The following is a 25,987-nucleotide window of genomic DNA, read 5'->3' as shown; positions in this document are numbered from 1 at the left end:
GAGTCTGAGTCGGACAGACGAACGTGCGCCCACTGTAAATACCCCTGGGGGTATTTACAAGCAGGCTCCGACATCACCAGACCAGCTGAAGGCTCACGAAAGCCGACGACCGCGCCCACCCACAGGAAAAGACGCTCCGGCCGACGGCCACATCACAGCCCGCACCCGCCCGCCCGGCGTGCGGCATCTCGCAGCTTCCTCCACGACCCGACGTGCATCGGACCGGTACATCTGCGCGAATCGCAGCGCAGTCGCGTCCTGCCTGTTCCTCTCACCTGCGGGCGCATACCTGAAGAGTTCGACCGCCGAAACCAGTCGCGCCAGCGCATCCTGCCCGGCAACAGACAAGGACACCTGCTTCATCACCTCGCGGTGGAGAACTCGAGGGGACGCCGATACCGGGACCGAAACCCCCAGATCCTGCAGCCGTTCGGACATGATCTGCCACTCCACGTCCACTTCACCTCCCGGCGCGGCCCGGCGACGGCGGAGCCAATGCGACCAAGCCGCCCAGACAGGTCGGGCCCCGATGCCGGCCATGCTCACCGCCAGGCCCGCGATCCACATCAACCGCCAACTCTTCTCGCCATCCCTGCCCCCTTCTGCCTTGGCGGACTCCACCGGAGACGGTGAAACCGACGGCAACGGTGAACTGGGCTGGAGGTCCGGCGGTGAAGGAGCAGCCGATGAGACCGGAGGATCGACTTCTTCGACCCGGTCCCAGGCATACGAGGGAGGAAAGACATCCCGGGCGGCCGGTGTGGGCTCGAAACGCAGCCAGCCAAGCCCCTCGAACCGTAGCTCGGGCCAAGCATGGGCGTCCGAAGAGAGCACCGTACGGACCTCGCCCTCGACTCGCCCCGGGCGGAAACCCGAGACCAACCTGGCCGGGATACCAGCGGCTCGCGCCAACATCACCATCGCGGTAGCGAACTGCACGCAATAACCTCGTCGGGAGGTGAGGAAGCGGTCGAGCGCCGTATGCCTGACAGCAGACTCGTCCATGCCCTCCGGTGGCGCGGCCAGCTCGAGGGAATAGGTGAAGCCCCCGGTGCTGCGCAGCCACTCCTGGATGCGCCTTGCCTTGTCGTACGCGCCGGACGCCGACACGGTCGCTTCGATCAGGGCCTGACGTAACGACAGGGTGTCCACCTCCGGAGGGAGCTCCAGAGTCTCAGGAGGTGCATCCTGGGCCGCCGCCGACTCCTGCAACCGCGCATCGCTGGGCAGCGCTTTCAGATAGCGCAATTCGTACGACCGTGGGATGACGTCGACGACGGGGACCTCCGTCGGCCCGTGCAGGGCCCAACGTGCTCCCACGACGGTGCCCGAGACCAATGCGGACTGAGCAGCCAGATGAGGAGCAGGCAAGGACGTCTGCTCGACTTTCATACGGAACTCCTGGACGGCCACACCCGTCCAGTCGGCAGCCGGATCGGGGAGCACCGGTCGGCGCGAAGGCAGGACATCCTGCACGGCCGAGGTCCACCGCCCGTCCCGATAGACGTGAGCTACGTCCACCCGCAACGGGGACTGCTCCGGTTCATCCGACCGGTAACGGAGCACAGGCGAAGGGTCGCTACTGCGCAGGCTTTTCGACATATCCGAATAGGGGGAGAAACCCACCGTGTTCTTCCCCGAACTACCAGGCACCGGAAGCCGGTCCGCCAGATGCAGCGGCGGCAGGTGGGGGAAACCCGAAGAGGCGCACATCCCCACCGCAGCAGCCGTCGACACACAGACCACGGCGAGTGCAGCCCTCGGGAAAGCCGCGGGACCTGGCCGCCTGAACCGGGGACGGCCTGCACGGCTCTTCCGCTGGCTCTCCCAGAGCATCATCGTCCACAGGAGGAACGGCCACAGGATGTCGAATGCAGAGACCGCGCCCACCGCATTGATCGCAGGGGCGAGCAGCGGCAGGAGCAAGGGAACACCAGCGAGTACCGGCATCCGGGCCCCCGCGGCCAAGACGTCCACCCACCACGCGACGAGACATACCGCAGCAGCGACAAGGAAAGAGACCGAGACCGGGGCAGGCGCCGGAATCGGATGATCAGCCAGCACCCTGGAGGCCTCGACCAGATGGTCACGCCACGTGAGCCAGGTCGAAACCGAAGGGAGGAGACCGCCGGCCATCGCATCAGGGGCGGGGAAGAAGGCCGAGACGGCCACGACCATGACGGCGAGCTGCGCAGCAGCGACCACGGACAAGCGATGCAGGAAACTTCGGAGAAGGACTCCGGCCAGGGCGACCACAGTGACCACCACCAGAACCGGGACGCTCCACGGGGTATCGACGAAAAGAACACGCAAGGGCCCCGAAGCGACCACTACGGTCACAGCGCCAAGCACAGCGGTGCCCGTCGACGGTGACAGTCCGGAGGTGACGGTTCTCACCAGCGACCTTCCCAGGCCGCGGCTGGCGCACCGCGCTCGCGGCGTAGACCCGACCACACCTCGGCTGCTGTCATCCCCGGCCTCACCGCCACCGTGTGCCAGCCACCTGCCGCGGCGTGGTCACACCACGACTCGACCGCCCCGAGCCCCCCGGGAGCCGCATTCCCTGCGAAGGCCGCGACATCGAGGAAGACCGCCGACCCGATCAGGCCAGGTCGGAGAAGCTCTAAAGCAGATCGGCTGCTCGGTGGTCCCTGATGCCCGGTGACGAGAACGATCACCCCGCCGCTGTCGGGCATATGGACGTCCGAAACGGCCGAGAGAGTGATCGGGGCGGGGTTCTGCGTCCGGTCTGCGGATTCCTGATCGAGCTGCACCGTCGCCAAGGTGAGGAGGAGTTCGGACAACGGTAGGGGGCGGGCCGCGTCCTCGGTGTCCGCCGAACTGTCGGCATCGAACAGCAGAAGATGCAGACCGAAACCGTCACCGTCCAGATGCGCCGCCACCGACGCCACCCAGGAGACAGCCCACTCGAAAGCAGCGGAGCTACCGGCAGCGGAGGCACCCCACCGTTGGGGTGCACAATCCAGAACGAGCAGCGCGCGTCGACGATGGGGGCGCGATTCGTGCCGGACCATCAACCGTCCACGGTGTGCACTGGCCTTCCAATGGATCCGACGTAGTTCGTCTCCCTCGCGGTAGTCCCGCAGGGAAAGGTCGTATTCCGATCCGGTGAGGACGGTTCCGGGTGCATCGCCCTCCCTGCTCAGGCCCGACTCCAGGCCGGTAACGTCCGACAACGGATGGATAGCAGGAAGAACGACGAGCTGCATAGCGGCCGCCGTCTGTACCCGGTAACGAACCAGACCGCAGGGGTCGTGCTGGTAGACGTACGAAGGCCCGATGTCGAGCAGTCCTCGGCAGGTGGGGGAGAAGGCATAGCTCAGAGTGGTGGAGGATCTGAAGGAGAGGTCGACGGCCGACCATCGCATCGTGCCACCGACCACCCAAGGGGTTCGTTCGACGACGGTGAAACGGGTGCGTCCGCTGAGATTGGCTGTGGTGAGACGCAGCTGTATCACGCCGCGTCCACCCACCGTCGGGCTTTCTTCGCAGATCCGACGTTCCAAGGCCACCCGAGGCCGCAGCAGGACGACTGCGAGAGCGCTGAGCGGCGGTAGTGCCAGGCAGGAGACCCCGATCTGGGTGAGCGGGCGAAGGCCGAGGGCCATGCCGCACAACGTGATGACAAGGCCTGCGGAGAGGAGCGCGATCCCACGCGGCGTGCAGAGGAGTCGTGCCGCAGATCCGGGGGAGGCCCTCGCGCCTCTCCAGGCGATCATGCGCTGTCGACCGGGGTGCGTTCCAGCAGGTCCATCAGGACGTGCCGGGCGTCGATGCGCTGGCGTTGTGCTTGCCCGGAGAGCAGAACCCGATGGGCGATCACGGGGAGGAACATGTCCTGGACGTCATCGGGCAGGACATAGTGACGTCCGCAGATCGCGGCGCGGGAGCGGGCGGCCCGGAGCAGATGGAGACTGGCCCGGGGGGAGGCTCCTAGCCTCAGTCGCTCGTCGACCCTGGTGACGGAGACGAGTTCCACGATGTACCGCTGGATCTCGTGTCCGGCATGGACCCTTCCGGTCGCCTCGATAGCCCGGCGGATCGTCGGTGGGTCGGTGACGGCTCGGAGCGTGGACATGGGAGAAGTGCCGCCATGCGCCTCCAACATGAGGCGTTCGGACTCCTTCGAGGGGTAACCCATCGAGAGCCGGGCCATGAACCTGTCCCGTTGTGCTTCGGGCAGGGGGTAGGTGCCTTCCATCTCGACGGGATTCTGAGTGGCCACGACGAGGAAGGGCAGATCCAGCGGATAGGTGTGGCCGTCGACGCTGACCTGGCCTTCCTGCATGCATTCCAGCACTGCGGACTGGGTCTTCGGCGAGGCCCTGTTGATCTCGTCGCAAATCACCACATGGGAGAAGATCGGGCCGGGCCTGAACTCGAAGCGACGTTCGTCGGAGGCCAGGACGCTGATGCCGGTGATGTCCGAGGGCAGCAGATCCGGGGTGAACTGGATCCGACTGGGGGATGCGCCCATCGCAGCGCCCAACGTGGTCGCCAGGGTGGTCTTCGCCATTCCGGGAACGTCTTCGATGAGCAGATGTCCTCCTGCGAACAGGACGGTCAACGCGATGTCCACCGCATGGTCCTTGCCGGTGACCACGGTGGTGACCGCTTGATGGAGAGCCCTGGCGGTCACCGCTACCAGGGCTTCGTCGGCCAGCGGCGGAAGCGGCGCCCCCAACGGACGCGCTGACGGATGATCGGGTGACTGATGGGGCACGGGATCCTCCTCGGCGGTCTTCACGACCATTGTGCTCACCGGAGGCAGCCTGCGCTCGGCGGACGGAATGCGGCACCACCGCACCCACCACTTTCCTCCACCGGATCGGTCCGAAGGTGAGATGAGGGCCCGCGATCTCGGATGTCCGCTGGTGGGAGCGGTGGAAGAAAAATCCGAAATAAGAATTTCACGCCTTACGTCCTGGTCCACCCCACTGGCTTTGATCTGCGAGTTCATCCGATAGGTGGGGGAACTCCCCTCGCAGGTGCGTTGACGGTGGAGCGAAGTGGAGTATCGTGGAGGAACAGGGTGGGCGGAAGTATTTCTTGGGGGGCCTGCTCTGATCGTCCGGACGGGAGGTGTGTGTCGCGATGTTCCTCGGTACGCACACGCCCCGGATCGACGACAAAGGACGACTGATCCTTCCGGCCAAATTCCGTGAACGACTGGCGTCCGGGTTGGTGATGACACGAGGACAGGAACGCTGCCTCTACGTCTTCCCCATGGACGAGTTCAGCCGCATCGCCGGGGACTTGAGAACGGCACCGGTCACCAGCAAATCCGTCCGGGACTACCTGCGCGTGCTGCTCTCCGGAGCCTCCGACGAGATCCCCGACAAACAGGGCAGGGTCACCATCCCGGTTGCTCTGCGGGAATACGCAGGGCTGGACCGAGACGTCACGGTCATCGGTGCGGGAAGCCGTGTCGAGATCTGGGACAGCGCCGCCTGGCAGTCCTATCTGTCCGACACCGAACAGGTCTTCGCGAACCAGGCCGAGGAGGTGGTCCCCGGGCTGCTGTGACTGCGCGGTCGTCTGGATGGTCGGACCGCAGTGATGCGGGCCCTGTCTTGTGGTCTCTCCCCGCTCCGAGATGTTCCCGGGATACTTCCCCGATCTCGGGCCCGAGCGGTGGGAGACCGGATGACAGGGCCTGTCGTATACGCCGGGGGCGCGTCACAGCGTCGCCACCAGTGACTACCCGGTCAGAAGAACCGGCCGCACCATGACTCCCCCGCGGGTCGCGCGATCGAAAGGAGCACAGTGAGCTTGTCGGCATCCGAACGCCATGTGCCGGTGATGTGTGCGCGCATCACCGAGCTGCTCGCCCCGGCGCTCAATGCTCCGGGCAGCGTCTACGTGGACGGCACCCTGGGAATGGGGGGACACACCGAAGCTGTTCTGTCAGCCTGCCCCGGCGCCCGTGCGATCGGTATCGATCGGGACGAACAGGCCTTGGAACAGGCTCGGGAGCGACTGGCCCCCTTCGGCGAGCGTTTCGTCGGGGTGCACGCGCGTTACGACCAGATCGATGAGGTGCTGTCCGACCTGACCGTGGGTCCGGTCCAGGCAATCCTGTTGGACCTCGGCGTCTCCTCCCTCCAACTCGACGAGGCCGGAAGAGGTTTTGCCTACCGCATGGACGCGCCCCTCGACATGCGGATGGACAGGGGATTGCCGCGCACAGCTGCGGACGTGCTCAACAGTTACGCCGTAGATGAACTCACCAGGATCCTGCGGGATTACGGCGAGGAAAGGTTCGCCTCACGGATCGCCAGAGCCGTGGTCACCGAGCGTGAGCACGAACCCTTCGAATCCTCAGGGCGGCTCGTCGAGCTGCTCTACCGGGTGATTCCCGCCGGCTCCCGGAAGACCGGGGGCCACCCGGCGAAGCGTACTTTCCAAGCTCTGCGTATAGAGGTCAACGAGGAACTGGAGTCCTTGTCCCGGGTGCTTCCGCGCGCGGTCGAGTCCTGCGCGGTGGACGGGCGTTTCGCCGTGTTGTCCTATCACTCCTTGGAAGACCGGATGGTGAAGAAGACTTTCGCCGCAGGGCTGGCGGACACCTCTCCACCGGATATGCCGGTGCAGCTTCCTCAGCATGCTCCTTTCCTGGCGCCACTCACCCGCGGCGCCGAGACGGCGGACGACGACGAGGTCGCCCGTAACCCCCGATCGGCGTCGGCCAAACTCCGTGTGGTTCGACGTATCGCGCCGACCCCTCCAGGGCGCCTGAGCGATGACTCCTACGCCGACCTCTCGCCGCGGTCGCGGCACCAGAATCGACGGAAGGGACAACCCCGATGAGCCAGACTGCCGCGACCGCCCGCACGACGGCGAGACCGACCAGGCGACCGGCCCCGAACCGACCCCGGCTCCAGGTGGTCAAGCCGGTTCCTCGTCGGCGCAGCAATCTGCCTTTTGCGCTCCTGTGCACATGCATCCTGGCAGGAGGGTTGTTGGCCGTGCTGTTGTTCAACCTTTCCCTCTCCCAGGGTGCTTACGAGATGCACGAACTGCAGTCACGTTCTTCGTTGGCCTCCGACCAGGAAGGAGCGCTGAGGGAACATCTGGCCGCGGAGTCGGCGAGCGGGAAACTGGCCGAACGTGCGGGGAAGATGGGGATGGTTCCGGCGGGGTCCGCGGTCTTCCTCAGCCTGCCCGACGGGAAAGTGCTGGGGGTTGCGCCGAAACAGCCGGCCAAGGATCCGCTGCGGATCGCAGGAGATCGGCCGGTCCCGGCTCAGGGAGAGGACAACCCACCTCGACCGACTCCGAGCAGGACGTCCTCCGGTGGAGGGATATCGCCGCAGGCCGGAACTGCGTCCGAGGCGCAGAACCGCCCGGAGGGGAATTCCCTGCGGGGCACCGAACAGGGCCGATGACTGATGGCGACGCGACGTGAACCCAAGCGCGGGCAAGGGACTCCGCGCAGTTCGGCCTCTTTCCGCGCGCACGCAGCTGCAGGCCGCCGGACGATCTCCGCTGCTCAGGCGAGGGCGGTGGGGGCGATGCGGCCCACCGAGCCCCCGCTAGCGCCGGGCCGGGTCCCTGATTACCGGCCCAGGATGGGGAACAACCGTCGTCGGGCACGGGCCTTGTTCATCGCGACGCTCTTCGTCTTCAGCATCTTCGCGGTGCAGCTCCTGCGGTTGCAATGGTTCGAAGCGGCGACCATCGCCCAGGGGGGACGTGATCAACGCCAGGGAACGACGAAGCTCCCAGCGGTGCGTGGTCAGGTCACCGATGCGCACGGTGTCGTGCTGGCACAGAGCATCGAACGGTACACCGTGGCGTCCTGTCCCCGAGATGTGCGTTTCTACGGGCAGAGCAAGGACCCGAAGAAGCGTCAGATGTCCGGCCCAGAAGGTGCGGCCCAGGAGTTGTCCCCCCTGTTGGGGATGTCGGCTGATCAGCTCCTACCTTTGTTGTCCGGTGGCGAGAACGAGTGCTACAAGGTCGTCAAGAAGGGAGTGGAGCCGCTGCAGTGGCGGAAGATCGCCGAGCGCGCCATCCCGGGGATCAGCGCACAGATGGTCCAGGAACGGCTCTACCCGGGCGGTTCAGCAGCAGCTCCACTCGTCGGCTGGGTGGGTAACGAGGGCGAGGCCAAGAAAGGCAACGGCGGCGGCCTCGAACTGTTGATGAATGAGAAACTCACCGGGAAGCCCGGTCAGATGACTGCCGAGTACTCCGTCAACGGTCGGGTGATCCCCATGGGAGAACGTGAGCTGCGCCCGGCAATCCCCGGACGGAATGTGCGGCTCACGATCGACAACGATCTGCAGTGGTACACCTACAACGCGATCGCTGCCCAGGTGCAGGCCAGCAAAGGTGACTCCGGCTATGCCGTCGTGATGGACAAGAAGGGGCGGGTCCGGGCTGCGGCGCAGTACCCGGCCTTCGACCCGGTGACCCGGGCCAAGGGCTCTCGTTTCGATGCGCTGCCCTTCACCGATGTCTTCGAGCCGGGTTCGACGGCCAAGGTCATGTCCATCGGCGCGGCGCTCAACGAGGGGCTGATCAACCCCACCTCGCAATTCGTGGTGGAGAACCGCCTTCCCCGTGCGGACCAACAATTCCGGGACGCCCATGATCATGCGACTCTCAATCTGACCTCGACGGGGATCCTCGCGGTCTCCAGCAATATCGGCACGATCCAGATCGCGGAGAAGATGCCGGCGGAGAAACTCGAGTCCTATTACCGTGCGTTCGGTATGGGGAAGACCTCGGCGGTGGGTTTCCCAGGAGAGTCGGACGGACTCATGCCACGCACTGACAAGCTCAGCGCTTCCCAGCGCTACACCATGATGTTCGGCCAGGGGTTCTCGTTGACTGCGATGCAGGACATCGGTGTTTTCCAGACGGTGGCCAACGGCGGGGTCCGTATTCCGGCCACCCTGGTGGAAGGGACCACCGATGCCGAGGGACGCTATGTCCCCGCTGCGGAGCCGGAAGGCGAACGGGTTCTCTCGGAGGACGTCAGCAAGACCTTGCTGAAGATGATGGAGAATGTCACCAATGTCGGAGGTACGGCAGTGACCGCCGAGCTTCCGGGATATCGGGTAGCCGGGAAAACTGGCACGTCGGATCGTTACGACGACGCCAAGAAAGGATATTCCGGAACCACCGCTTCGTTCATCGGAATCGCGCCCGCGGACGATCCTGAGTTGATCACCGCCGTCATTGTCCAGAATCCGAAAAACGAGGGTCTGGGTAGTGACCACACCGCGCCGGTCTTCAAGTCCGTGATGACTTACGCCCTGCAGAAACTCAAGATCCCACCCACCGGAAGCGCTCTGGAACCCTTCCCGAACTACTGGGGGGAACAGGCTTCCAGGAACAAGACGCGATAGGTTCGACCGGTGAGCAGCACCCTCCGCCCGACCAAGGTTCCCCAGGTTTCAGTTCGACGACTCGCGAGGGAAGTGGGCGCAGAGCTCACACTCGCGGGTGGCCTTCCGTCCCCGGACGTGGGAGCCTGCGGCATCGTCCTGGACAGCAGGCGGGTAACCGTCGGGGACATCTACGCAGGCTTGCCCGGGGAGCATGTGCACGGGGCTTCTTTCGCAGGTCAGGCCGCGGCGAGCGGAGCTGTCGCCGTCTTGACCGATCCCGAGGGACAGGCTCTGATGGACGCGGCTGGCGTCGAGCTCCCTCGTATCGTGGTGCCCTCTCCGAGAGACCTTTTAGGGGCTTTGTCGGCGCTGATGTACGATCGGCCAGCCGACGCGCTGACACTCGTCGGGGTCACCGGCACCAACGGCAAGACGACCACCGCGTACATCGTCGACAGTGCGCTGCGCGCGATGGGTCGACGCACCGGCTTGATCGGCACTATCGAGACTCGAGTGGGAGAACGCAGCGTGTCATCGGTGCGCACGACGCCGGAATCCTGCGATCTCCATGCTCTCTTCGCGCTCATGCGTGAGGAGGACGTCGATTCCTGCGTGATGGAAGTGAGCAGCCACGCTCTGGAGCTCCATCGGGTCGACGGCGCGGTCTTCGATGTCGCCATCTTCACGAACATGTCCCAGGACCACCTGGACTTCCACGGCTCCATGGAGACCTATTTCAAGGCGAAAGCCTCTTTGTTCACTCCGGAGCGCGCCCGCCTAGGAGTGGTCTGTGTCGACGACGCGTGGGGAGCAAGACTGGCCCGGGAAGCATCCATCCCGGTGGTGACTGTCGCGACCCGAGCTGATGCTGTCGGCGACGCGCATTGGACCCTGGTTCCTGAACCCGAACGTGGTGTCGACGCCTTCTCCCTGGTCGGTCCGGACGAGACCTTCCACCTGAAGGGTGCGCTGCCTGGGGACTACAACCAGTCGAACACGGCCTTCGTGGCAGTGGCGCTCTCCTCGACCGGATTGTCGAGAACCCAGGTCGAAACTGCGCTCGCCGACGGGGCGCGTGTGCCCGGCCGGATGGAGCCGGTCGACCTCGGTGCGGAGGCCCCTTCGGTCTACGTCGATTTCGCACATACTCCCGAGGCGGTTCGGGCGACCTTGGCCACTCTGAAGAAGAACACCCGGGGCAGGCTGATCGCCGTCATCGGGGCCGGCGGCCATCGGGACAGCAGCAAACGGCCTCTGATGGGAGGCGCGGCGATGGAGTACGCGGACCTGGTGGTGGTCACCGATGACAACCCTCGCGACGAGGACCCTGCGGTGATCCGTGAGGCCATCGCCGTCGGCGCGCGTGCTTGCTGGGTCGAGAACAGACCTGGCGCAGCCGAGGACAGCGCGCCGATCCGCAATGTGGCCGAGCGCGCCGAGGGTATCGCCGAGGCCCTGCGATGTGCCGGACCCCAGGACGTGGTCGCGGTGCTGGGGCGAGGCCATGAGAAGAAACAGGAAATCATGGGTGAGTTTGTGCCTTTCGACGATCGTGTCGCCGTGGAATCGGCTTGGAGCGAGGTGGCTCATCCGTGATCCCGTTGACACTTTCTCGGATCGCCGAGATCACGGGAGGCCGCCTGTCCGAGGGCGCCGTCGGCTCGATCGTGATCGACGGTCCGGTCGTGACCGACAGCAGGGAAGCAGGTCCTGGTTCCCTCTACATCGCCCGCGTCGGTGAGCAGACGGACGGGCATCGTTATGTCGGCCAGGCGGCACTGAACGGTGCTCTGGCTGCGCTGGTCACCGCGCCGGTCGACGAGCTGCCCTTCGTCCTGGTCCCCGATGTCCAGGAAGCCTTCTCCTCGTTGGCATCAGCGGTCATTGACGACATCGCGGAACTCACCGTCATCGGTGTCACCGGATCCTCGGGGAAGACCTCGACGAAGGACCTGCTCGCTGCGGTCCTGGGCGAGTCCGCATCGACAGTGGCCAACATAGGCTCGCTCAACAGCGAGGTGGGTGTGCCGCTGACCGTCTGCCGGGCCGTACCGGAGACCAGACACCTGATTCTGGAGATGGGTGCGCGTGGACTCGGCCATGTGAAATATCTGACCGACATGACCAGGCCCCGGGTCGGTGTCGTGCTCAACGTCGGTAGCGCGCACGTCGGGGAGTTCGGTGGAATCGGAGCCATCACCGAGGCTAAGCGCGAACTGGTGGAGTCCCTGCCCAAGGACGGTCTAGCTGTCCTGAACGCGGATGACCCGCGGGTGGCGTCGATGGCGGCGCATACATCGGCGAGAGTTGTGCTCACCGGTCGCTGTGCGTCGGCCGATGTCCGGGCAGCTGACATCTCGATGTCCGACCAAGGAACGGCCTCCTTCCTCCTGATCTTTCCGGAAGGTGAAGCGCGCGTGGACCTGAAGGTCCTGGGCGAGCATATGGTCGACAACTGTCTGTCGGTGGCGGCGGTCGCACGAGAAGTGGGAATGGACGTCCGGCAGATCGCTGGAGCTCTCGGTCGGGCTCGGTTGAGCAGTAGATGGCGCTTGGAACGGCACGACCGCCAGGACGGGGTAACCGTCCTCAACGATGCCTACAACGCCAATCCGGACTCGTTGGCCGCTGCACTGCGTACCTTGGCCGCCATGGGCTCCGGTCGGAGAACCTGGGCTGTCATCGGCGAGATGCTCGAACTGGGTGAGGAATCCGAGAGCGCACATCGCGCCAGTGGCGCCTTGGCAGCTTCCTTGGGCGTGGACCGGGTGATCGCCGTGGGCGAGGGAGCCTTTCCCGTCGCCGAGGGCGCCGGCGCATACGGTCGTACGGTGGCCGATATCGACGAAGCGTACGAATTACTCACAGCAGAACTTGTACAGGGAGACATCGTCTTGTTGAAGTCGAGCAGGAACAGCGGGCTTCGCCATCTCGGCGAGCGGCTTGCGGAGGAGTCGCAGGCATGAAAACTGTCCTTGCCGCTGCTGCGTTGGCGCTCTTCATCTCTTTGCTGGGAACCCCTCTCTACATCAAGTTCCTGGTGAGTCGAGGTTACGGTCAGTTCGTCCGGGACGACGGACCGACCACGCACAAGACGAAACGCGGCACTCCCACCATGGGCGGCTTCGTGATCATCGCTGCCACGCTCATCGGTTATTTCGTGGCTCATCTGCTGACGATGCGCAGATCGGACGGGATCGCCTTCGGTGTGACCCCCAGCGCTCTGCTCATCTTGGGGTTGATGACGGGGCTGGGCTTCGTAGGTTGGCTGGACGACTACATCAAGATCAGCAAGCAACGCAGCCTGGGTCTGCGCTCGGCACAGAAACTGTTCGGGCAGATCCTGGTGGGGAGCGTCTTCGCCGTGGTCGCCGTGATGATGACAGATATGCGCGGCAATCCCCTGGCTTCGATGAAGATCAGTTTTGTTCGAGACCTTTCCTGGCTCGACCTGGCTGTTTTCGGGCCGGTGATCGGCTTGGGTCTCTTCATTCTGTGGGTGAACCTGATCGTGGCAGGCACTAGCAACGGGGTGAATCTGACCGACGGTTTGGACGGCTTGGCCACCGGGGCCTCCACCATGGTGTTCGGAAGCTATGTGCTCATCGGGATCTGGCAGATGAACCAGAACTGTCATCCGGTCGCGATGTCCCCGAACTGCTATGAGGTCGCCGCGCCCTATGATCTGGCGATCACGGCGGCCGCTCTGGCTGGTTCCTGTTTCGGCTTCCTCTGGTGGAACGCTGCCCCAGCCAAGATCTTCATGGGTGACACCGGTTCGTTGGCGTTGGGTGGTGCACTGGCCGGCTTCGCGATCATGACTCGGACCCAGCTGCTCGTGGTTCTCCTGGGCGGACTTTTCGTCATCATCACCCTGTCGGTGATGATCCAGGTCGCTTCCTTCAAACTGACCGGTCGTCGGGTATTCCGGATGGCTCCGCTCCAGCATCATTTTGAGCTGCTGGGATGGGCCGAGATCACCATTGTGATCCGGTTCTGGATCATCGCCGGAGTATGTGCGGCCCTGGCTCTGGGCATCTTCTACGCCGAGTGGTTCACCGGAGGCCTGGTATGACCTCGCAGACGACGAGCTCGTTTTCCGATCCTTATGAGCCTCGGCCTGGATTGACCTGCCGAGAGGCCGACTGGTCCGGGTTACGGGTGGTGGTCACCGGACTGGGGATCTCAGGGTTCGCTGCAGCTGACGCTTTGTCCGAGCAGGGCGCACAGGTCGTAGTGGTCGACGCGTCCGACTCCGGTGATCGTCTGATGGAGCGTGCTCAGATTCTGCGCGTGCTCGATGTCGATGTGCGCCTGGGGTCTGAGCACGTCCAGACTTTGCCGCAGGGTGTAGACCTGGTGGTGACTTCACCGGGGTGGAGCCCGAACCAGCCGCTTCTGTCCGAGGCCGCTTCTCGGGGAGTCCCGATCTGGGGGGAGGTCGAACTCGCGTGGCGGATGCGTCCCCGGGAGGGGGCTGCGCCCTGGGTGACGCTCACTGGGACGAACGGTAAGACGACCACCGTGAAGATGGTGACGTCGATACTGGAGGCGGCGGGGAAGCGGGTTGTGGCCGCGGGGAATGTGGGTACGCCGATCATGGAAGCGGTCCTCGATCCGACCCCCTACGACGTGATCGTGGTCGAGCTGTCGAGTTTCCAGCTGCACTGGCAGCGTTCGTTGGTTCCTTTGGCTTCGGCCTGTCTCAACGTGGCAGCAGATCACGTCGATTGGCACGGCTCTTTCGAGGACTATGCGCGGGACAAGTCGCGGGTCTACGAGAGAACCCAAGTCGCTTGTGTCTACAACGTCGATGATCCGTTGACCGAGCAAATGGTGCGCGACGCAGATGTGCAGGAGGGTTGTCGCGCGGTGGGATTCACCTTGGGCGTGCCCGGATTGTCGATGCTCGGTCTGGTCGACGACGTGCTGGCGGATAGGGCCTTTGTCGCGCAGAGGCAGACCTCGGCTGCAGAGCTGGGAACGCTGGACGTCCTGCGTTCCGGTCTTCAAGCACCGGCCCCGCATGTCGTGGCCAATGCACTGGCCGCAGCCGCGTTGGCGAGAGCCTGTGGGGCTTCTCCTCTGGCGGTTCGTGAGGGATTGGCGTCTTTCCGTCCCGAAGCACATCGCATCGCTGAGGTGGCGACGGCGCGAGGCGTGGGCTGGATCGACGACAGCAAAGCCACCAATCCGCATGCCGCAGCTGCTTCGTTGTCGGCTTATCCGTCGGTGGTCTGGATCGCTGGGGGCCTTCTGAAGGGGGCCGATGTCGACGAGCTCGTTGAGCGTTCTCGTGATCATCTCAAGGCTGTTCTGCTCATCGGTCGCGACCGTGACCGGATCAGGCAGGCCCTGGACCGACACGCCCCACACATTCCGGTGGTTGAGTTCAGCGAGACGGACACTGGTGTGATGGGCCGGGTGGTCGCTCGTGCTGCGGAGCTGGCTGCATCGGGTGATGTGGTTCTTCTAGCACCGGCGGCGGCTTCGATGGATATGTTCACGGATTACGGTGCCCGGGGGGATGCTTTCGCTGCAGCGGTGCGGTCGCTGTTGTCCGTCGACGAGGGATGACGGGGTGAACGACTCGGGGAGGCTTGATCATCTGCCGCCGGGACGAAAGGCTGGGACGACGTGAGCACGACGAGCCGACGTATGGGTGTGAGGCGTCGTATCCGCCCGGCCTCGCGTGCGGATGCCCCGGGGGGATCCCCTGACCCTCGTTCGACGTTGTCCGGTTTGCACAGTCCGCTGTCCACCTACTATCTCCTGATCACTTCGATCGGGACGCTGTTGGGTATCGGGCTGTTCATGGTTCTCTCTGCTTCGAGCGTGATGTCCTTGCACGAGAACGGCAATGTCTTCACGATCGGATTGAACCAGGCGAAGTTCGCGCTGATCGGCGTCGTCCTGGCGATGGTGACGAGCAGGGTTCCGATCTCGGTGTGGCGTTCGCTGGGGGCGCCGGTCCTGGTGGGTGCGCTTCTTCTCCAGCTGTTGGTCTTTGTCCCGGGGCTGGGGGTCTCCGCGAACGGTAATACCAACTGGTTGCGTTTGGGAGGCTTGCAGTTCCAACCGAGCGAGTTCGGGAAATTGGGGTTGATCCTGTACGCGGCCTGGATCCTGACGGTGAAACGTCACCGGCTCGCGGACTGGAAACATGTGGTGATCCCGGTAATTTTTCCCGCGGCGACTTTGTTGTTCGGGCTGGTCCTGGGTGGGGGAGACCTGGGGACGGCGATCGTTCTGTTCGGGATCCTGTTCGCTGTTCTGTGGACGTCAGGTATACCCTCGCGGATCCTGGGCGTGGGCGTGGCGGGCTGCACCGTGTTGGTTCTTCTGTTGGCGCTGCTCAGCGCCAACAGGATGCGTCGGATCGCAGGGTGGCTCTCCTGCGAGAAGGCCACTGATCACGACGGGGCTTGTTGGCAGGCGATCAACGGCCAGTTCGCCTTGGCCGACGGTGGTCTGTGGGGGCTGGGTCCGGGGGCGAGTCGCGAGAAATGGGGGTGGCTCCCCGAGCGACATAACGATTTTATCTTCGCGATCATCGGCGAGGAATTGGGCATTTTCGGGACTTTCTCCATCCTCCTGCTGATCTGCATGATCATGGTGGCTTGTTACCGGGTGATCCTCCAGTCCGAGGACATGTTCGTCCGGTTGGCGACGGCAGGGGTGATGGGCTGGTTCGTGGTCCAGTCGGTGGTGAATATCGGCGCGGTGATCGGGTTGTTACCGGTGATCGGCGTTCCTCTTCCCCTGGTCTCCGCGGGGGGGTCGGCGATGGTGACCACATTATTCGGCCTGGGTATGGTCGTGTCCTTCGCGCGTAACGAGCCGGCCTGTCAACGTGCGTTGACGGAGCGGCCGCATGTTCTTGCCCGTTCGTTGTCCATCTTGTCACCGTTGAGGAAGAGGCGCCGATGACCTCCGCTCGCCCCGATGTCCCCGAGAGCTCACGTGAAGGGTCGTTAAGGGTTCCCCGAGGCCCACGTTCGGTGGTGTTGGCGGGGGGTGGCTCGGCTGGGCACGTGTCCCCACTGTTGGCCTTGGCAGACAGTCTGCGTCGTCGTGATCCCTCGATGACGGTCACCGCACTGGGCACCAGCACCGGTCTGGAACAACGGCTGGTGCCGGAGCGAGGGTATCCGTTGCGGTCGATTCCGAAGGTGGTTTTTCCGCGGAAGGCTCATGTCGATGCTTTGCGTCTGCCGGCCATGTTGAAGGATGCCGTCGATCTGTCCGGTGACATCCTGGACGAGGTCGCGGCCGAGGTTGTGGTGGGTTTCGGTGGTTATGTGTCGAGCCCGGCTTATCTGGCTGCGAAGAAACGCGGCATCCCGATCGTGATCCATGAGCAGAATGCCCGCCCGGGGTTGGCCAACCGCCTGGGAGCTCGTCTGACCCCGTATGTGGCGACGACCTTCGTCGGGACGGATCTGGCGCACGCTCGCGTGGTGGGGATGCCTCTGCGGGGTGAGATCACCGGTCTGGACCGGGCAGCTGAGCGTGTCCGTGCACGGGCGCATTTCGGTCTGGAGCCGGACGGGCCGGTTCTGCTGGTCACCGGGGGGTCCTTGGGGGCGGCCAAACTGAATTCGGCTTTTGCTGAAGCGGCCGGGGATCTTTCGCAGAGCGGTGTGCAGGTCCTTCATGTCACCGGTCTGGGCAAGGAGTTCACCCCGGAGGGAGCGAACGGCGCCCCGTATGTGGTGCTTCCTTATGTGGATCGGATGGATTTGGCCTATGCGGCAGCTGATCTGGTGGTCTGCCGCTCAGGCGCCAATACGGTCTGCGAGTTGGCTGCGGTGGGGCTTCCCGCCATCTTCGTTCCTCTGCCGATCGGGAACGGGGAACAGCGGTTCAACGCCGCTGACGTGCAGGCGGCCGGTGGCTGTTTGTTGTTCGACGACGCCGATGTGAATGCTTTCTGGGTGCGGGCTGCGGTGATCCCGTTGCTTCGGGATGAAGCACGTTGTCTGCGGATGGCTGAGGCGATGGCGCGTTCGGGGCGTCGTGACGGGGACGAGGGGCTGGCCGATTTGGTGTATGAAGCATGGCGGGAGAGCACGCGGTGAGGTTGAGGTTCGATGTGGATGCACCGGTTCCGTCTCCTGAGGAGTTGGGGCGGGTGCATGTGTTGGCCGTGGGCGGCGCAGGAATGTCCGCCGTCGCTCGTTTGCTGTTGGCTTCGGGCGTCCAGGTGTCCGGGTCGGATGCGAGGGATTCCGAGGTTCTTCGGGGCCTGTCCGGTGAGGGTGTCCGCACTTTCGTCGGTCACGACCCGGCTCATGTCGCCGATGCTGACACTGTGGTGATCTCCTCGGCGATCAGGGAGGACAACGTCGAGTTGGTCGAAGCGAGGGCCCGGGGTGTGCGTGTCCTGCACCGTTCGCAGGCGCTGGCGTCGGTGATGTCCGGACATCGTTCGGTGGCGGTGGCTGGCGCGAATGGCAAAACGACGACGAGTTCGATGTTGGCGACAGCCTTGTCGCATGCTGGCGTCGATCCGTCCTATGCCATCGGGGGGGAATTGGTCGCTACGGGGACCAATGCCGCTCTGGGCGGAGGCGACTTGTTTGTGGCCGAGGCCGATGAGAGCGACGGCTCCTTCCTCGTCTACCACCCGGAGGTGGCGGTGGTGACGAACATCCAGCCGGACCATCTGGATTTCTACGGGACCTTCTCGCAGGTCAAGGAAGCTTACCTAGCCTTCGGCAGGACGGTTCCGCACGGTGGCACGTTGGTAGCCTGCGCGGATGACCCCGGGTCGGCGGAGTTCGCGGTGCGGATGACCGATGGCAGGGCGCGCATGGTGACCTACGGTGAGGCCGAGGGCGCCGAGGTCCGCATCGAGGGCGTCTCCTTCGACGGTCTGGAGTCCTCCGCGACATTGGTCCACGAGGGGCGTCGTCATGCGTTGCACCTGTCGGTTCCTGGCCGACACAATGTCGCTAATGCTGCTGCGGCTTTCGCCGCTGCGCACATTGGGATGGGGGTGCCTGCGGAGGCGGTTCTTCGAGGATTGTCTGCTTTCCGAGGGGCGCGGCGTCGTTTCGAGGTCAAGGGCGAGTCCGCTGGCGTGCGCGTTGTGGACGACTATGCGCATAATCCGGGAAAGGTCGCTGCGGTCGTGGAGACAGCGGCCAGGATAGCCCGGCCCGGCCGTCTGGTGGTGGTCTTCCAGCCTCATCTGTACAGCAGGACTCGGGACTTCGCTCGGGAGTTCGGGCGAGCGCTGTCCGGTGCGGATCTGGTCGTCGTCACTGATGTCTATGGAGCTCGCGAGGATCCGATTCCGGGCGTGGACGGGAGGACGATCGTCGCTGAGATCGATCGCGGCAGTGCGGTTCGGGTCGAGTACATCGAACAGCTGGCACAGGTCCCGGGATATGTCGTCTCGGTGGTTCGCCCAGGGGATCTGGTCGTGACAGTGGGTGCAGGTGATGTCACGACGGCAGGTCCTCGGATTCTGCAACTCTTGGCCGGGCAGAAAAGTGATGAACATTCCGCGCGGTGACCGGCCCTCCGGAGCCGGCTCTCCGCGAGGGAAGACTCCACGGGTCAGACGTCCGCGGGCGCAGTCCGGAACGAAAGGTGTAGGTGGTACAGCATCTTCACCTACGTCCGGTGTGGATGATCGGGGGGTGGGCTCCGGACGTCCGCGTCTGAAAGTACGTCGTCCTAGGGGCGAGGCAGGTCGAAAACGAGAACGTCGTCGTGGCCGCCCTCGTGCCTGGCTGCTCCTGGGGCCGGCAGTGGCTCTGGCCGTGTTGTGGGTGGTTCTGGGAAGCCCTTGGTTGCGGGTTGCTTCGGTGGAGGTGGTCGGAGGAGATCCTGATATTCAGGAGCAGGTCCACGGCATCATGGACCCCCACAAAGGCGAGTCGTTGATCCAGGTTGATACAGTTGGTCTCCAACGTGATGTGGCTCGTCTGCCTAAGCTGGCGCGGGCCGATGTCATGCGTGATTGGCCGAATCGTCTGAAGGTCACTGTGGTGCCGCGTAAGCCTGTGATGGCTGTCGATCGGGGGCAATCCCTTGATCTCATCGACGGGGACGGTGCTGCGTACATGTCAGTGTCGCTTACTCCTCAAGGCGTTCCTACGGTGGCTGTCGCCCATGACGATGACAAGCGGGAGATCGTGGCTGCGGCTTCGGCGATGAAGTCTTTGGACGCGGGGCAGAGAGCTAAGGTCTCGGGTCTGGAGGTTTCTTCTCCTGACAATGTTCGTTTCGTTGTCGACGGGGTGGCGGTGATCTGGGGCGGGTCTGGACAGGGGCGGCAAAAAGCTCTGATCCTGACCGCCTTGCTCCAGCAGAAGGGCGTCCGATCGATCAACGTCAGCGCACCGGATTCTCCGGTCGCCTCGTGACCAGCGGACTACCGTCGGTCAGGCTGTATTGAGCGCAGTCGGATTCCCGCATGTCGGCGACTTGAGTCCCGGGCGACGTGCCGTACGATGGGGCCGAGCTGGAGCGCACCGTCGCACTTTTTGGACGCGGTCCCCCTAGGCAGCGCCCCTCACGCACCACCATCGATCCAGGAATGAGGCCCCCGTCGTGGCAGCACCACAGAACTACTTGGCCGTGATCAAGGTCGTCGGCATCGGTGGCGGCGGTGTCAACGCGATCAACCGCATGATTGAGGTCGGCCTCAAAGGTGTCGAGTTCATCGCGATTAACACCGATGCCCAAGCGCTCTTGATGAGCGATGCCGATCTGAAGCTGGACGTGGGTCGTGAGCTGACCCGTGGGTTGGGCGCAGGCGCAGACCCCGAGGTGGGCCGACGCGCGGCTGAGGACCACGCCGAAGAGATCGAGGAAGCGCTCAAGGGCGCGGATATGGTTTTCGTCACGGCAGGAGAGGGCGGCGGTACAGGTACCGGCGGAGCTCCGGTGGTGGCCAAGATCGCCAAGGGGCTAGGTGCCTTGACTATCGGGGTGGTGACCCGCCCGTTCACCTTCGAGGGGCGACGTCGGGCGAACCAGGCCGAGTCGGGTATCGGTACCTTGCGTGAGGAGGTCGACACGCTGATCGTGATCCCGAACGACAGATTGCTGTCGATCAGTGATCGGGCGGTGAGCATGTTGGACGCTTTCCGTAGCGCTGATCAGGTGTTGCTCTCCGGTGTTCAGGGCATCACCGATCTGATCACGACTCCGGGCCTGATCAACCTGGACTTCGCCGATGTGAAGTCGGTGATGCAGGGCGCAGGTTCGGCCCTGATGGGGATCGGTTCGGCGCGGGGGGATGAGCGTGCGGTCCAGGCGGCCGAGCTGGCGATCTCATCACCTCTTCTGGAGGCCAGTATCGATGGGGCTCACGGTGTGCTTCTGTCGATCCAGGGAGGGAGCGACCTGGGTCTCTTCGAGATCAACGAGGCTGCGCGCCTGGTTCAGGAAGCTGCCCACCCGGAAGCGAACATCATCTTCGGTGCGGTCATCGACGATGCTTTGGGGGACGAGGTCCGTGTGACCGTGATCGCCGCGGGTTTTGATTCGGGCGGCCCGCAGCGGACCAGCGAACGCGGTCTCGGGCAGGCCGCCGGTTCCTCGCAGCAGCGTCCTGCTTCTTCGGCTCAGCAGCGGCCGGCGGTGCCGCCGCAGGCTCCGCGGCAATCGGCTCCTCCCGCGATGCAGCCCCCGACGGCACACCCCCGTCTGGGTCAGGTCATGCCTCCTCCGCCAGGACGTCCGATGGAACCTGCTCGACTTCAGCCAGAGCCGGGACGGGAGACGCGTCCGGAACGAAAGCTGGAGCGTCCTGCAGAGCCTGCTTCCCCAGGGCCGAACCGACCCTCGGAACCTGCTCGTCCTCCGCGGACGGTCACTTTTGACGAAGCCGACGACCTGGACGTCCCTGATTTTCTGAAGTGAGTGTCGGCGAGATCTCGGTCGGCGGCAGTCGTCCGAATCGGATTTCACGCCGGGGTTCTCCTTGCTGAAGCACGGTTCTGTTCCAGCAGGCGCCTGTTGTCAGGTGTCTGCTGGAACTTTTGTTCCGGGAGATGAGTGCTTGCTCCGGAAATAGCTTGTGCAGCGTAGGGTTACGACGTGTGGGAATGGACTCAAACATGTGAGGGACTGCCCGGGGGACGATGGCTTCGGTGGGGCTTCACCGATGCAACGGGAGGAGTCAGCTCCCTGCCTTATCGGTCGCTGAACCTTGGGGATCATGTCGGCGACGATCCGGTTTCTGTGGCCGCTAACCGGGCGGCGTTGGCGATTGATCTGGGTCTGGAACCGGATCGGTTGTACTTCATGGAACAGGTGCATGGGGCACAGGTCGCCGTTGTTGAGGGAACTTCAGGTTTAACGCCAGTGGCGGATGCTATGGTGACCCACTCCACAGGCGTGGCTTTGGCTGTCCTGGTGGCGGATTGCGTTCCTGTTCTCTTGGCCGACCGCACTATTGGTGTGATTGGTGTGGCACATGCTGGGCGGCTGGGACTCGTGGCAGGTGTTGTTCCGCAGACAGTGCGGACGATGCGTGGCCTCGGCGCGCGGCGGATTGAGGCGGTAGTCGGACCTTCGGTCTGCGGCCGCTGTTATGAGGTTCCTGCTGCGATGCAGGCGGCTGTAGCTGCAGTGTCTCCGGTCAGCGCCACCGTCAGCTGGGCCGGAAGCCCCGCGGTGGATATAGCAGCTGGTGTGGTGGAGCAACTGAATTCATTGGGGGTGGATGTGTCCTGGCGACCGGGGTGCACCCGTGAATCCACGAATCTGTATTCGTACCGTCGCGATGCTGTGACAGGCAGATTCGCCGGAGTGATAGTGCAAGGGGGAGAATGATGGGCCGTCGTGAGGAGTTGGCGGCTGCCCTGGGGAAGGTGCAGAGCAGGATCGGTATTGCCTGTGATTCCTGTGGACGTGACCCAGCTGAGATCACCCTGGTCGTCGTGACGAAATACTTTCCGGTGGACGACCTGGTCCATCTGGCCTCTTTGGGTGTACGACACATCGGTGAGAACCGGAGTCAGGAAGCTGAGGACAAGCTCGACAGGCTGAAGGTTCTCGCGCCTGAGGCGCGTGCCGCCCTGACCGTTCACTTCATCGGCCAGCTGCAGACGAATAAAGCGGTATCGGTTGCTCGTTATGCCGATGTGGTCCACTCGGTGGACCGGATCCGTCTGGTCGAGGCGCTGGAACGAGGGGCTGAGCGCACTGGACGCTCGATGGACGTGTTGGTCCAGGTTTCTCTCGACGGGCAGCAGGGACGAGGCGGTATCGATGTGGCTGGGCTTCCGCGGATTGCCGAGCGGGTGGCGCAGTCCACACGGTTGCATCTGCGCGGTGTGATGGCGGTGGCGCCTCCAGCTGCGGATGCTGACAGCGCATTTTCGGAACTGGCTGCTGCGGCAACGGTTCTTCGGTCTTATGAGGATTCTGCGAGAGTGATCTCGGCGGGGATGTCATCAGACCTGGAAGCAGCTATACGACACGGGTCCACACTTCTGCGTGTCGGTAGCGCAATCCTCGGAACCAGAACGCCGACCGGCTAGTTTCGCTAATGAGCACTGGCGTCTCCGTCTCCGGGGCGTCATGGCAGGCGACGGGTGAGCTAAGGAGCGACGACCATGGGATTCTTGAAGGATGCGAGTGTCTACCTGGGTTTGCGTGATGACGAGCGTGAACTGGCGTACGACAATCCGCGACACAACGGAGGAGGGCATGCGGACAGATTGAGTCGCGCGGCACCGGTCATGCATGGCGCGAATGCTGTGTCGCTGCATGACGATTACGACCCAGAGCCGATGCACCACGCGGAGGTAACGCCGTTGCGGACGACGCCGGTGGCGCAGGTCGTCGACGATGTGGAGGTCGCCGCCGTGAACCGCATCACCACCATTCACCCGAAAACCTACAATGACGCGCGCAACATCGGCGAAGCCTTTCGCGAGGGCACGCCGGTGATCATGAATCTCACGGATCTGGACGACGCGGATGCCAAGCGTCTGGTCGATTTCGCTGCCGGGCTGGTCTTCGGTCTGCAAGGCGCGATCGAACGGGTGACGAACAAGGTCTTCCTGTTGTCTCCGTCCACCGTGGAGATCACGACCGAGGGGGGAGACGGCGCCAAGGATGGGCGCGGTCTGTTCAACCAGAGCTGAGTCGCTGTACACCCGTCGTCGAAGCGCGTGGGTCCGGTGTTGTCCGGATCTGCGCGCTTCGTCGTTGATACTGGGATCATGAACGCCGTGCGGCTCCTGCTCATATTGATCCTGGATGTCTTCCTGCTGCTACTCTTGGCCAGGCTGGCATTGGATTGGATCCAGATGTTCGCGCGAGACTGGCGACCGCGCGGGGTGCTCCTCGTGATAGCTGAGGGCCTTTACACGGTCACGGACCCGCCCTTGCGGGCTGTACGCAAGGTCGTTCCGCCGTTGAATCTCGGGGGAGTCGCTCTTGACCTATCTTTTATGGTGGTCGTCCTCATCATCTGGCTTCTGCGTGTGCTCGTGCTTCGATGAAGTGCCCTCGGCTGTGATGATTTTAGGATGAACGATCGTCCAGGTCAGAGACCTAAAGCGCAGTTGTCGACACGGCGAGTCGCACCAGTGTTTGCCCGAGCGACGTTACGCACTTGGGTAGGCTGACGCCTGTCCACTACAGGTCCGATCGAGGGGACGACATGGCTCTTACGCCCGAAGATGTCCTTAATAAGAACTTCACTGCTACCCAGTTCCGACGTGGGTACGACGAACAGGAAGTCGACGACTTCCTCGACGAAGTGGTTGTTGAACTGCGCCGATTGCTTGGTGAGAATGCCGAGTTGCGGCGGAAACTGGAGGCCGCCCAGCAGGGCAAGGGCCTTCAGGACTCGCCTGCTGTCGGTGTGGGAATGGATCCCTACGCAGTTCGCCAGAGCGAGGCTTCCACTAAGGCTGAGATTGAACGTATCCAGCGGGAGTCCGAAGACCGTATCGCGCGTGCCCGTGCGGGCGCCGAGCAGGCTGAGAAGGATGCCGCAGCTCGTATCTCCAAGGCTCGTGCGGATGCCGAGAACGCGGAGAAGCAGGCAGCAGCGGCGGCCCGGGCTGCTGATCAGGCGCGTCGCGATATGCCTCCCACAGGTGCTCCGCCCGCTCCACATCCGATGGTGGCGGCCGCGACCGGTGGCGCAGGCGACGCAGCCGGTGTGATCGCGCTTGCTCAGAAGCTTCACGATGAATATGTCACCCAGGGCAAGGCGGAGCACGATCGTCTGCTGGGCGAAGCCACTCGGCAGCGTGACCAGATGCTCGCTGCTGCCACGACTCAGCGCGACCAGATGCTGGCTGAAGCGAACACTCGCCGTGACCAGCTGCTGGGTGAGGCACAGGCGCGCCACAACGAGTTGATCGGCACCGCCGAGTCCCGGCACCGTGAGCTCTTGAGCACCGCGCAGACCGAACACGATCGTCTTCTCGCAGAGGCGAATGAGACCCACGAGCGCTTGATCACCGAGGCGCGTCAGCGTTCGACCGGTATGGTGGCAGAGGCCCAGCAGAAGCGGCAGTCCGTGTTGGAGGAGATGGAGCGGACTCAGTCCCAGCTGAACCAGCGCATCGCCGAACTCCGCCAGTACGAGCAGGACTACCGCAACCGGCTGCGTTCCTTCATCGAGGGTCAGCTTCACACTCTGGCCAATGCCGAGACAGTGGCTCCTCGTAGCGCTATCGGCTGATCCTGGAGTCAGGACGGTACCGCCGGGAGGCTCTGATGTCGTTCAGCGACGTCGGGGCAGCTTCTTGTGCCTGGATTTGTGTTCGACATGTGGACGACATGATGCCCGCGGTCTGGTCGGACGAACCTGAGCAGGTTCTGTCGGTCAGGGCGTGAAGGTTCACCGTCTCGGGAGGACCTTCCGAGCGGGAGAGTTGTGCGGGCCTGGTTACCTGGGAAAGATCGTGCGGCGATTCGCACTGTTCGTCGAGGATCGACCTAGGCCGGGCCCACCTGAGAGAGTCATCCGTGATCCGGTGACTTTGGACGGTAGACCAGGGGTGTTGTCATCGAGTTAGGCCTTCGACGGTCTATCCTTTCCACCACTGATCATTCCGGTCGGTGCGAGAACGACGAGCGAGGTACGCCATGGCCGGTGTCACAGAGGCGAGCATGAGCGCGAGACACGATGATTCCGATCTGACGTGGCTTCCGACCCGTGAAGGGGAGGAACCTTGGACGATCGACGATCTGGAGGAGGTGCGCTCAGAGCTTCTGAGCGAGCGCGAGCGTCTTACCGCAGACCTGGCAGAGTCGGAGATGGACCTGCAAGACCTTATGCGGGACTACGGCGGTGGGTCAGGAGACGATTCTGCCGATACCGGTGGGAAGGTCCTGGAACGTGAGCAGGAGATGACGCTGACCAATAACTCGCGAGGCCTGCTGGCGCAGACCGAGCGTGCCTTGGACCGTCTCGCCGCGCACACCTACGGGGTCTGTGAGAACTGCGCTCAGCCGATCGGGAAGCTCCGACTGCAGGCTTTTCCCCGGGCCACTTTGTGTGTCTCCTGCAAGCAGAAACAGGAACGACGCTGACAGTGGCTGGCGCTGATAGTGGGGGGGCGAAACCCCCGCTCCCTGAGGTGCCGGGCGGTCGGTCTGCGGGACGAGGTAACTCGGCTGCTGGGTGGACT

General features: G+C 63.9%; 22 protein-coding genes. 19 read left to right on the top strand and 3 right to left on the bottom strand.

Features of this window, described 5'->3' with window-relative positions; translation table 11 throughout:
* Window positions 1-93: 93 nt before the first annotated feature.
* The 3 genes from AUCHE_RS00245 to AUCHE_RS00235 all read right to left on the bottom strand — a co-directional run bounded on the left by AUCHE_RS00245 (window position 94) and on the right by AUCHE_RS00235 (window position 4,774).
* Complete coding sequence (locus AUCHE_RS00245; RefSeq protein ID WP_162137207.1) at window positions 94-2,340, bottom strand: transglutaminase family protein; 2,247 nt, start codon at window positions 2,338-2,340, stop codon at window positions 94-96.
* Between the two features lie 53 nt (window positions 2,341-2,393).
* Window positions 2,394-3,629: a DUF58 domain-containing protein gene (locus AUCHE_RS00240; protein ID WP_040321023.1), complete on the bottom strand. Its 1,236-nt coding sequence runs from the start codon at window positions 3,627-3,629 to the stop codon at window positions 2,394-2,396.
* Between the two features lie 107 nt (window positions 3,630-3,736).
* Window positions 3,737-4,774 (bottom strand): AAA family ATPase, encoded by a 1,038-nt coding sequence (locus AUCHE_RS00235; RefSeq protein WP_143115168.1) that lies wholly within the window; start codon window positions 4,772-4,774, stop codon window positions 3,737-3,739.
* Between the two features lie 341 nt (window positions 4,775-5,115).
* Between AUCHE_RS00235 and mraZ the strand changes: the two genes are divergently transcribed.
* From mraZ to AUCHE_RS00145, 19 genes are all read left to right on the top strand, one after another.
* On the top strand, window positions 5,116-5,547 hold the full coding sequence (gene mraZ, locus AUCHE_RS00230) for a division/cell wall cluster transcriptional repressor MraZ (RefSeq protein ID WP_006501237.1): 432 nt from the start codon (window positions 5,116-5,118) through the stop codon (window positions 5,545-5,547).
* Window positions 5,548-5,787: 240 nt separating this feature from the next.
* Entirely contained in the window at window positions 5,788-6,831 is a 1,044-nt protein-coding gene (gene rsmH / locus AUCHE_RS00225) for a 16S rRNA (cytosine(1402)-N(4))-methyltransferase RsmH (protein ID WP_006501236.1), read from the top strand.
* Window positions 6,828-7,409 (top strand): hypothetical protein, encoded by a 582-nt coding sequence (locus tag AUCHE_RS15340; protein WP_006501235.1) that lies wholly within the window; start codon window positions 6,828-6,830, stop codon window positions 7,407-7,409. Before rsmH ends, AUCHE_RS15340 begins: the two co-directional genes overlap by 4 nt.
* A 183-nt stretch (window positions 7,410-7,592) precedes the next feature.
* Window positions 7,593-9,380, top strand: coding sequence for a peptidoglycan D,D-transpeptidase FtsI family protein (locus AUCHE_RS00215; protein ID WP_217994323.1), 1,788 nt, complete (start codon window positions 7,593-7,595; stop codon window positions 9,378-9,380).
* Window positions 9,381-9,389: 9 nt separating this feature from the next.
* Complete coding sequence (locus AUCHE_RS00210) at window positions 9,390-10,958, top strand: UDP-N-acetylmuramoyl-L-alanyl-D-glutamate--2,6-diaminopimelate ligase (RefSeq protein ID WP_006501233.1); 1,569 nt, start codon at window positions 9,390-9,392, stop codon at window positions 10,956-10,958.
* The gene (locus tag AUCHE_RS00205; RefSeq protein ID WP_006501232.1) at window positions 10,955-12,328 is read left to right on the top strand and encodes a UDP-N-acetylmuramoyl-tripeptide--D-alanyl-D-alanine ligase; all 1,374 of its coding nucleotides are present in this window, start codon (window positions 10,955-10,957) and stop codon (window positions 12,326-12,328) included. The genes AUCHE_RS00210 and AUCHE_RS00205 overlap by 4 nt, the downstream gene beginning before the upstream one ends.
* A complete protein-coding gene (gene mraY / locus AUCHE_RS00200) occupies window positions 12,325-13,437 on the top strand; it encodes a phospho-N-acetylmuramoyl-pentapeptide-transferase (RefSeq protein ID WP_006501231.1) in 1,113 nt (370 codons plus the stop codon). The genes AUCHE_RS00205 and mraY overlap by 4 nt, the downstream gene beginning before the upstream one ends.
* Window positions 13,434-14,939, top strand: coding sequence for a UDP-N-acetylmuramoyl-L-alanine--D-glutamate ligase (gene murD / locus AUCHE_RS00195; protein ID WP_006501230.1), 1,506 nt, complete (start codon window positions 13,434-13,436; stop codon window positions 14,937-14,939). The genes mraY and murD overlap by 4 nt, the downstream gene beginning before the upstream one ends.
* Before the next feature lie 156 nt (window positions 14,940-15,095).
* Complete coding sequence (gene ftsW, locus AUCHE_RS00190) at window positions 15,096-16,292, top strand: putative lipid II flippase FtsW (protein WP_245706838.1); 1,197 nt, start codon at window positions 15,096-15,098, stop codon at window positions 16,290-16,292.
* On the top strand, window positions 16,289-17,443 hold the full coding sequence (murG, locus tag AUCHE_RS00185) for an undecaprenyldiphospho-muramoylpentapeptide beta-N-acetylglucosaminyltransferase (protein ID WP_006501228.1): 1,155 nt from the start codon (window positions 16,289-16,291) through the stop codon (window positions 17,441-17,443). Before ftsW ends, murG begins: the two co-directional genes overlap by 4 nt.
* A gap of 14 nt (window positions 17,444-17,457) precedes the next feature.
* Window positions 17,458-18,885, top strand: a complete 1,428-nt coding sequence (gene murC, locus AUCHE_RS00180; protein WP_006501227.1) for a UDP-N-acetylmuramate--L-alanine ligase — start codon at window positions 17,458-17,460, stop codon at window positions 18,883-18,885.
* Window positions 18,886-19,123: 238 nt separating this feature from the next.
* On the top strand, window positions 19,124-19,741 hold the full coding sequence (locus AUCHE_RS16860) for a cell division protein FtsQ/DivIB (protein WP_177175343.1): 618 nt from the start codon (window positions 19,124-19,126) through the stop codon (window positions 19,739-19,741).
* A gap of 187 nt (window positions 19,742-19,928) precedes the next feature.
* Window positions 19,929-21,245, top strand: a complete 1,317-nt coding sequence (gene ftsZ, locus AUCHE_RS00170; protein ID WP_006501225.1) for a cell division protein FtsZ — start codon at window positions 19,929-19,931, stop codon at window positions 21,243-21,245.
* 177 nt (window positions 21,246-21,422) lie between these two features.
* The gene (gene pgeF, locus AUCHE_RS15995) at window positions 21,423-22,160 is read left to right on the top strand and encodes a peptidoglycan editing factor PgeF (RefSeq protein WP_006501224.1); all 738 of its coding nucleotides are present in this window, start codon (window positions 21,423-21,425) and stop codon (window positions 22,158-22,160) included.
* A 38-nt stretch (window positions 22,161-22,198) separates the two neighbouring features.
* Window positions 22,199-22,870, top strand: coding sequence for a YggS family pyridoxal phosphate-dependent enzyme (locus tag AUCHE_RS00165; RefSeq protein WP_245706837.1), 672 nt, complete (start codon window positions 22,199-22,201; stop codon window positions 22,868-22,870).
* A 75-nt stretch (window positions 22,871-22,945) separates the two neighbouring features.
* A complete protein-coding gene (locus AUCHE_RS00160) occupies window positions 22,946-23,479 on the top strand; it encodes a cell division protein SepF (protein WP_006501222.1) in 534 nt (177 codons plus the stop codon).
* A 78-nt stretch (window positions 23,480-23,557) separates the two neighbouring features.
* Window positions 23,558-23,839, top strand: a complete 282-nt coding sequence (locus AUCHE_RS00155) for a YggT family protein (RefSeq protein WP_006501221.1) — start codon at window positions 23,558-23,560, stop codon at window positions 23,837-23,839.
* Between the two features lie 161 nt (window positions 23,840-24,000).
* On the top strand, window positions 24,001-25,035 hold the full coding sequence (locus tag AUCHE_RS00150) for a DivIVA domain-containing protein (protein WP_006501220.1): 1,035 nt from the start codon (window positions 24,001-24,003) through the stop codon (window positions 25,033-25,035).
* 431 nt (window positions 25,036-25,466) lie between these two features.
* The gene (locus tag AUCHE_RS00145; protein WP_040321054.1) at window positions 25,467-25,889 is read left to right on the top strand and encodes a TraR/DksA family transcriptional regulator; all 423 of its coding nucleotides are present in this window, start codon (window positions 25,467-25,469) and stop codon (window positions 25,887-25,889) included.
* Window positions 25,890-25,987: the final 98 nt, after the last annotated feature.

It is taken from the genome of Austwickia chelonae NBRC 105200 (assembly GCF_000298175.1).
In the GTDB taxonomy this organism is placed as follows: Bacteria; Actinomycetota; Actinomycetes; order Actinomycetales; family Dermatophilaceae; genus Austwickia; species Austwickia chelonae.
Note: the sequence above shows the minus strand (reverse complement) of the source record. Positions and strands in the feature narration are given on the sequence as shown.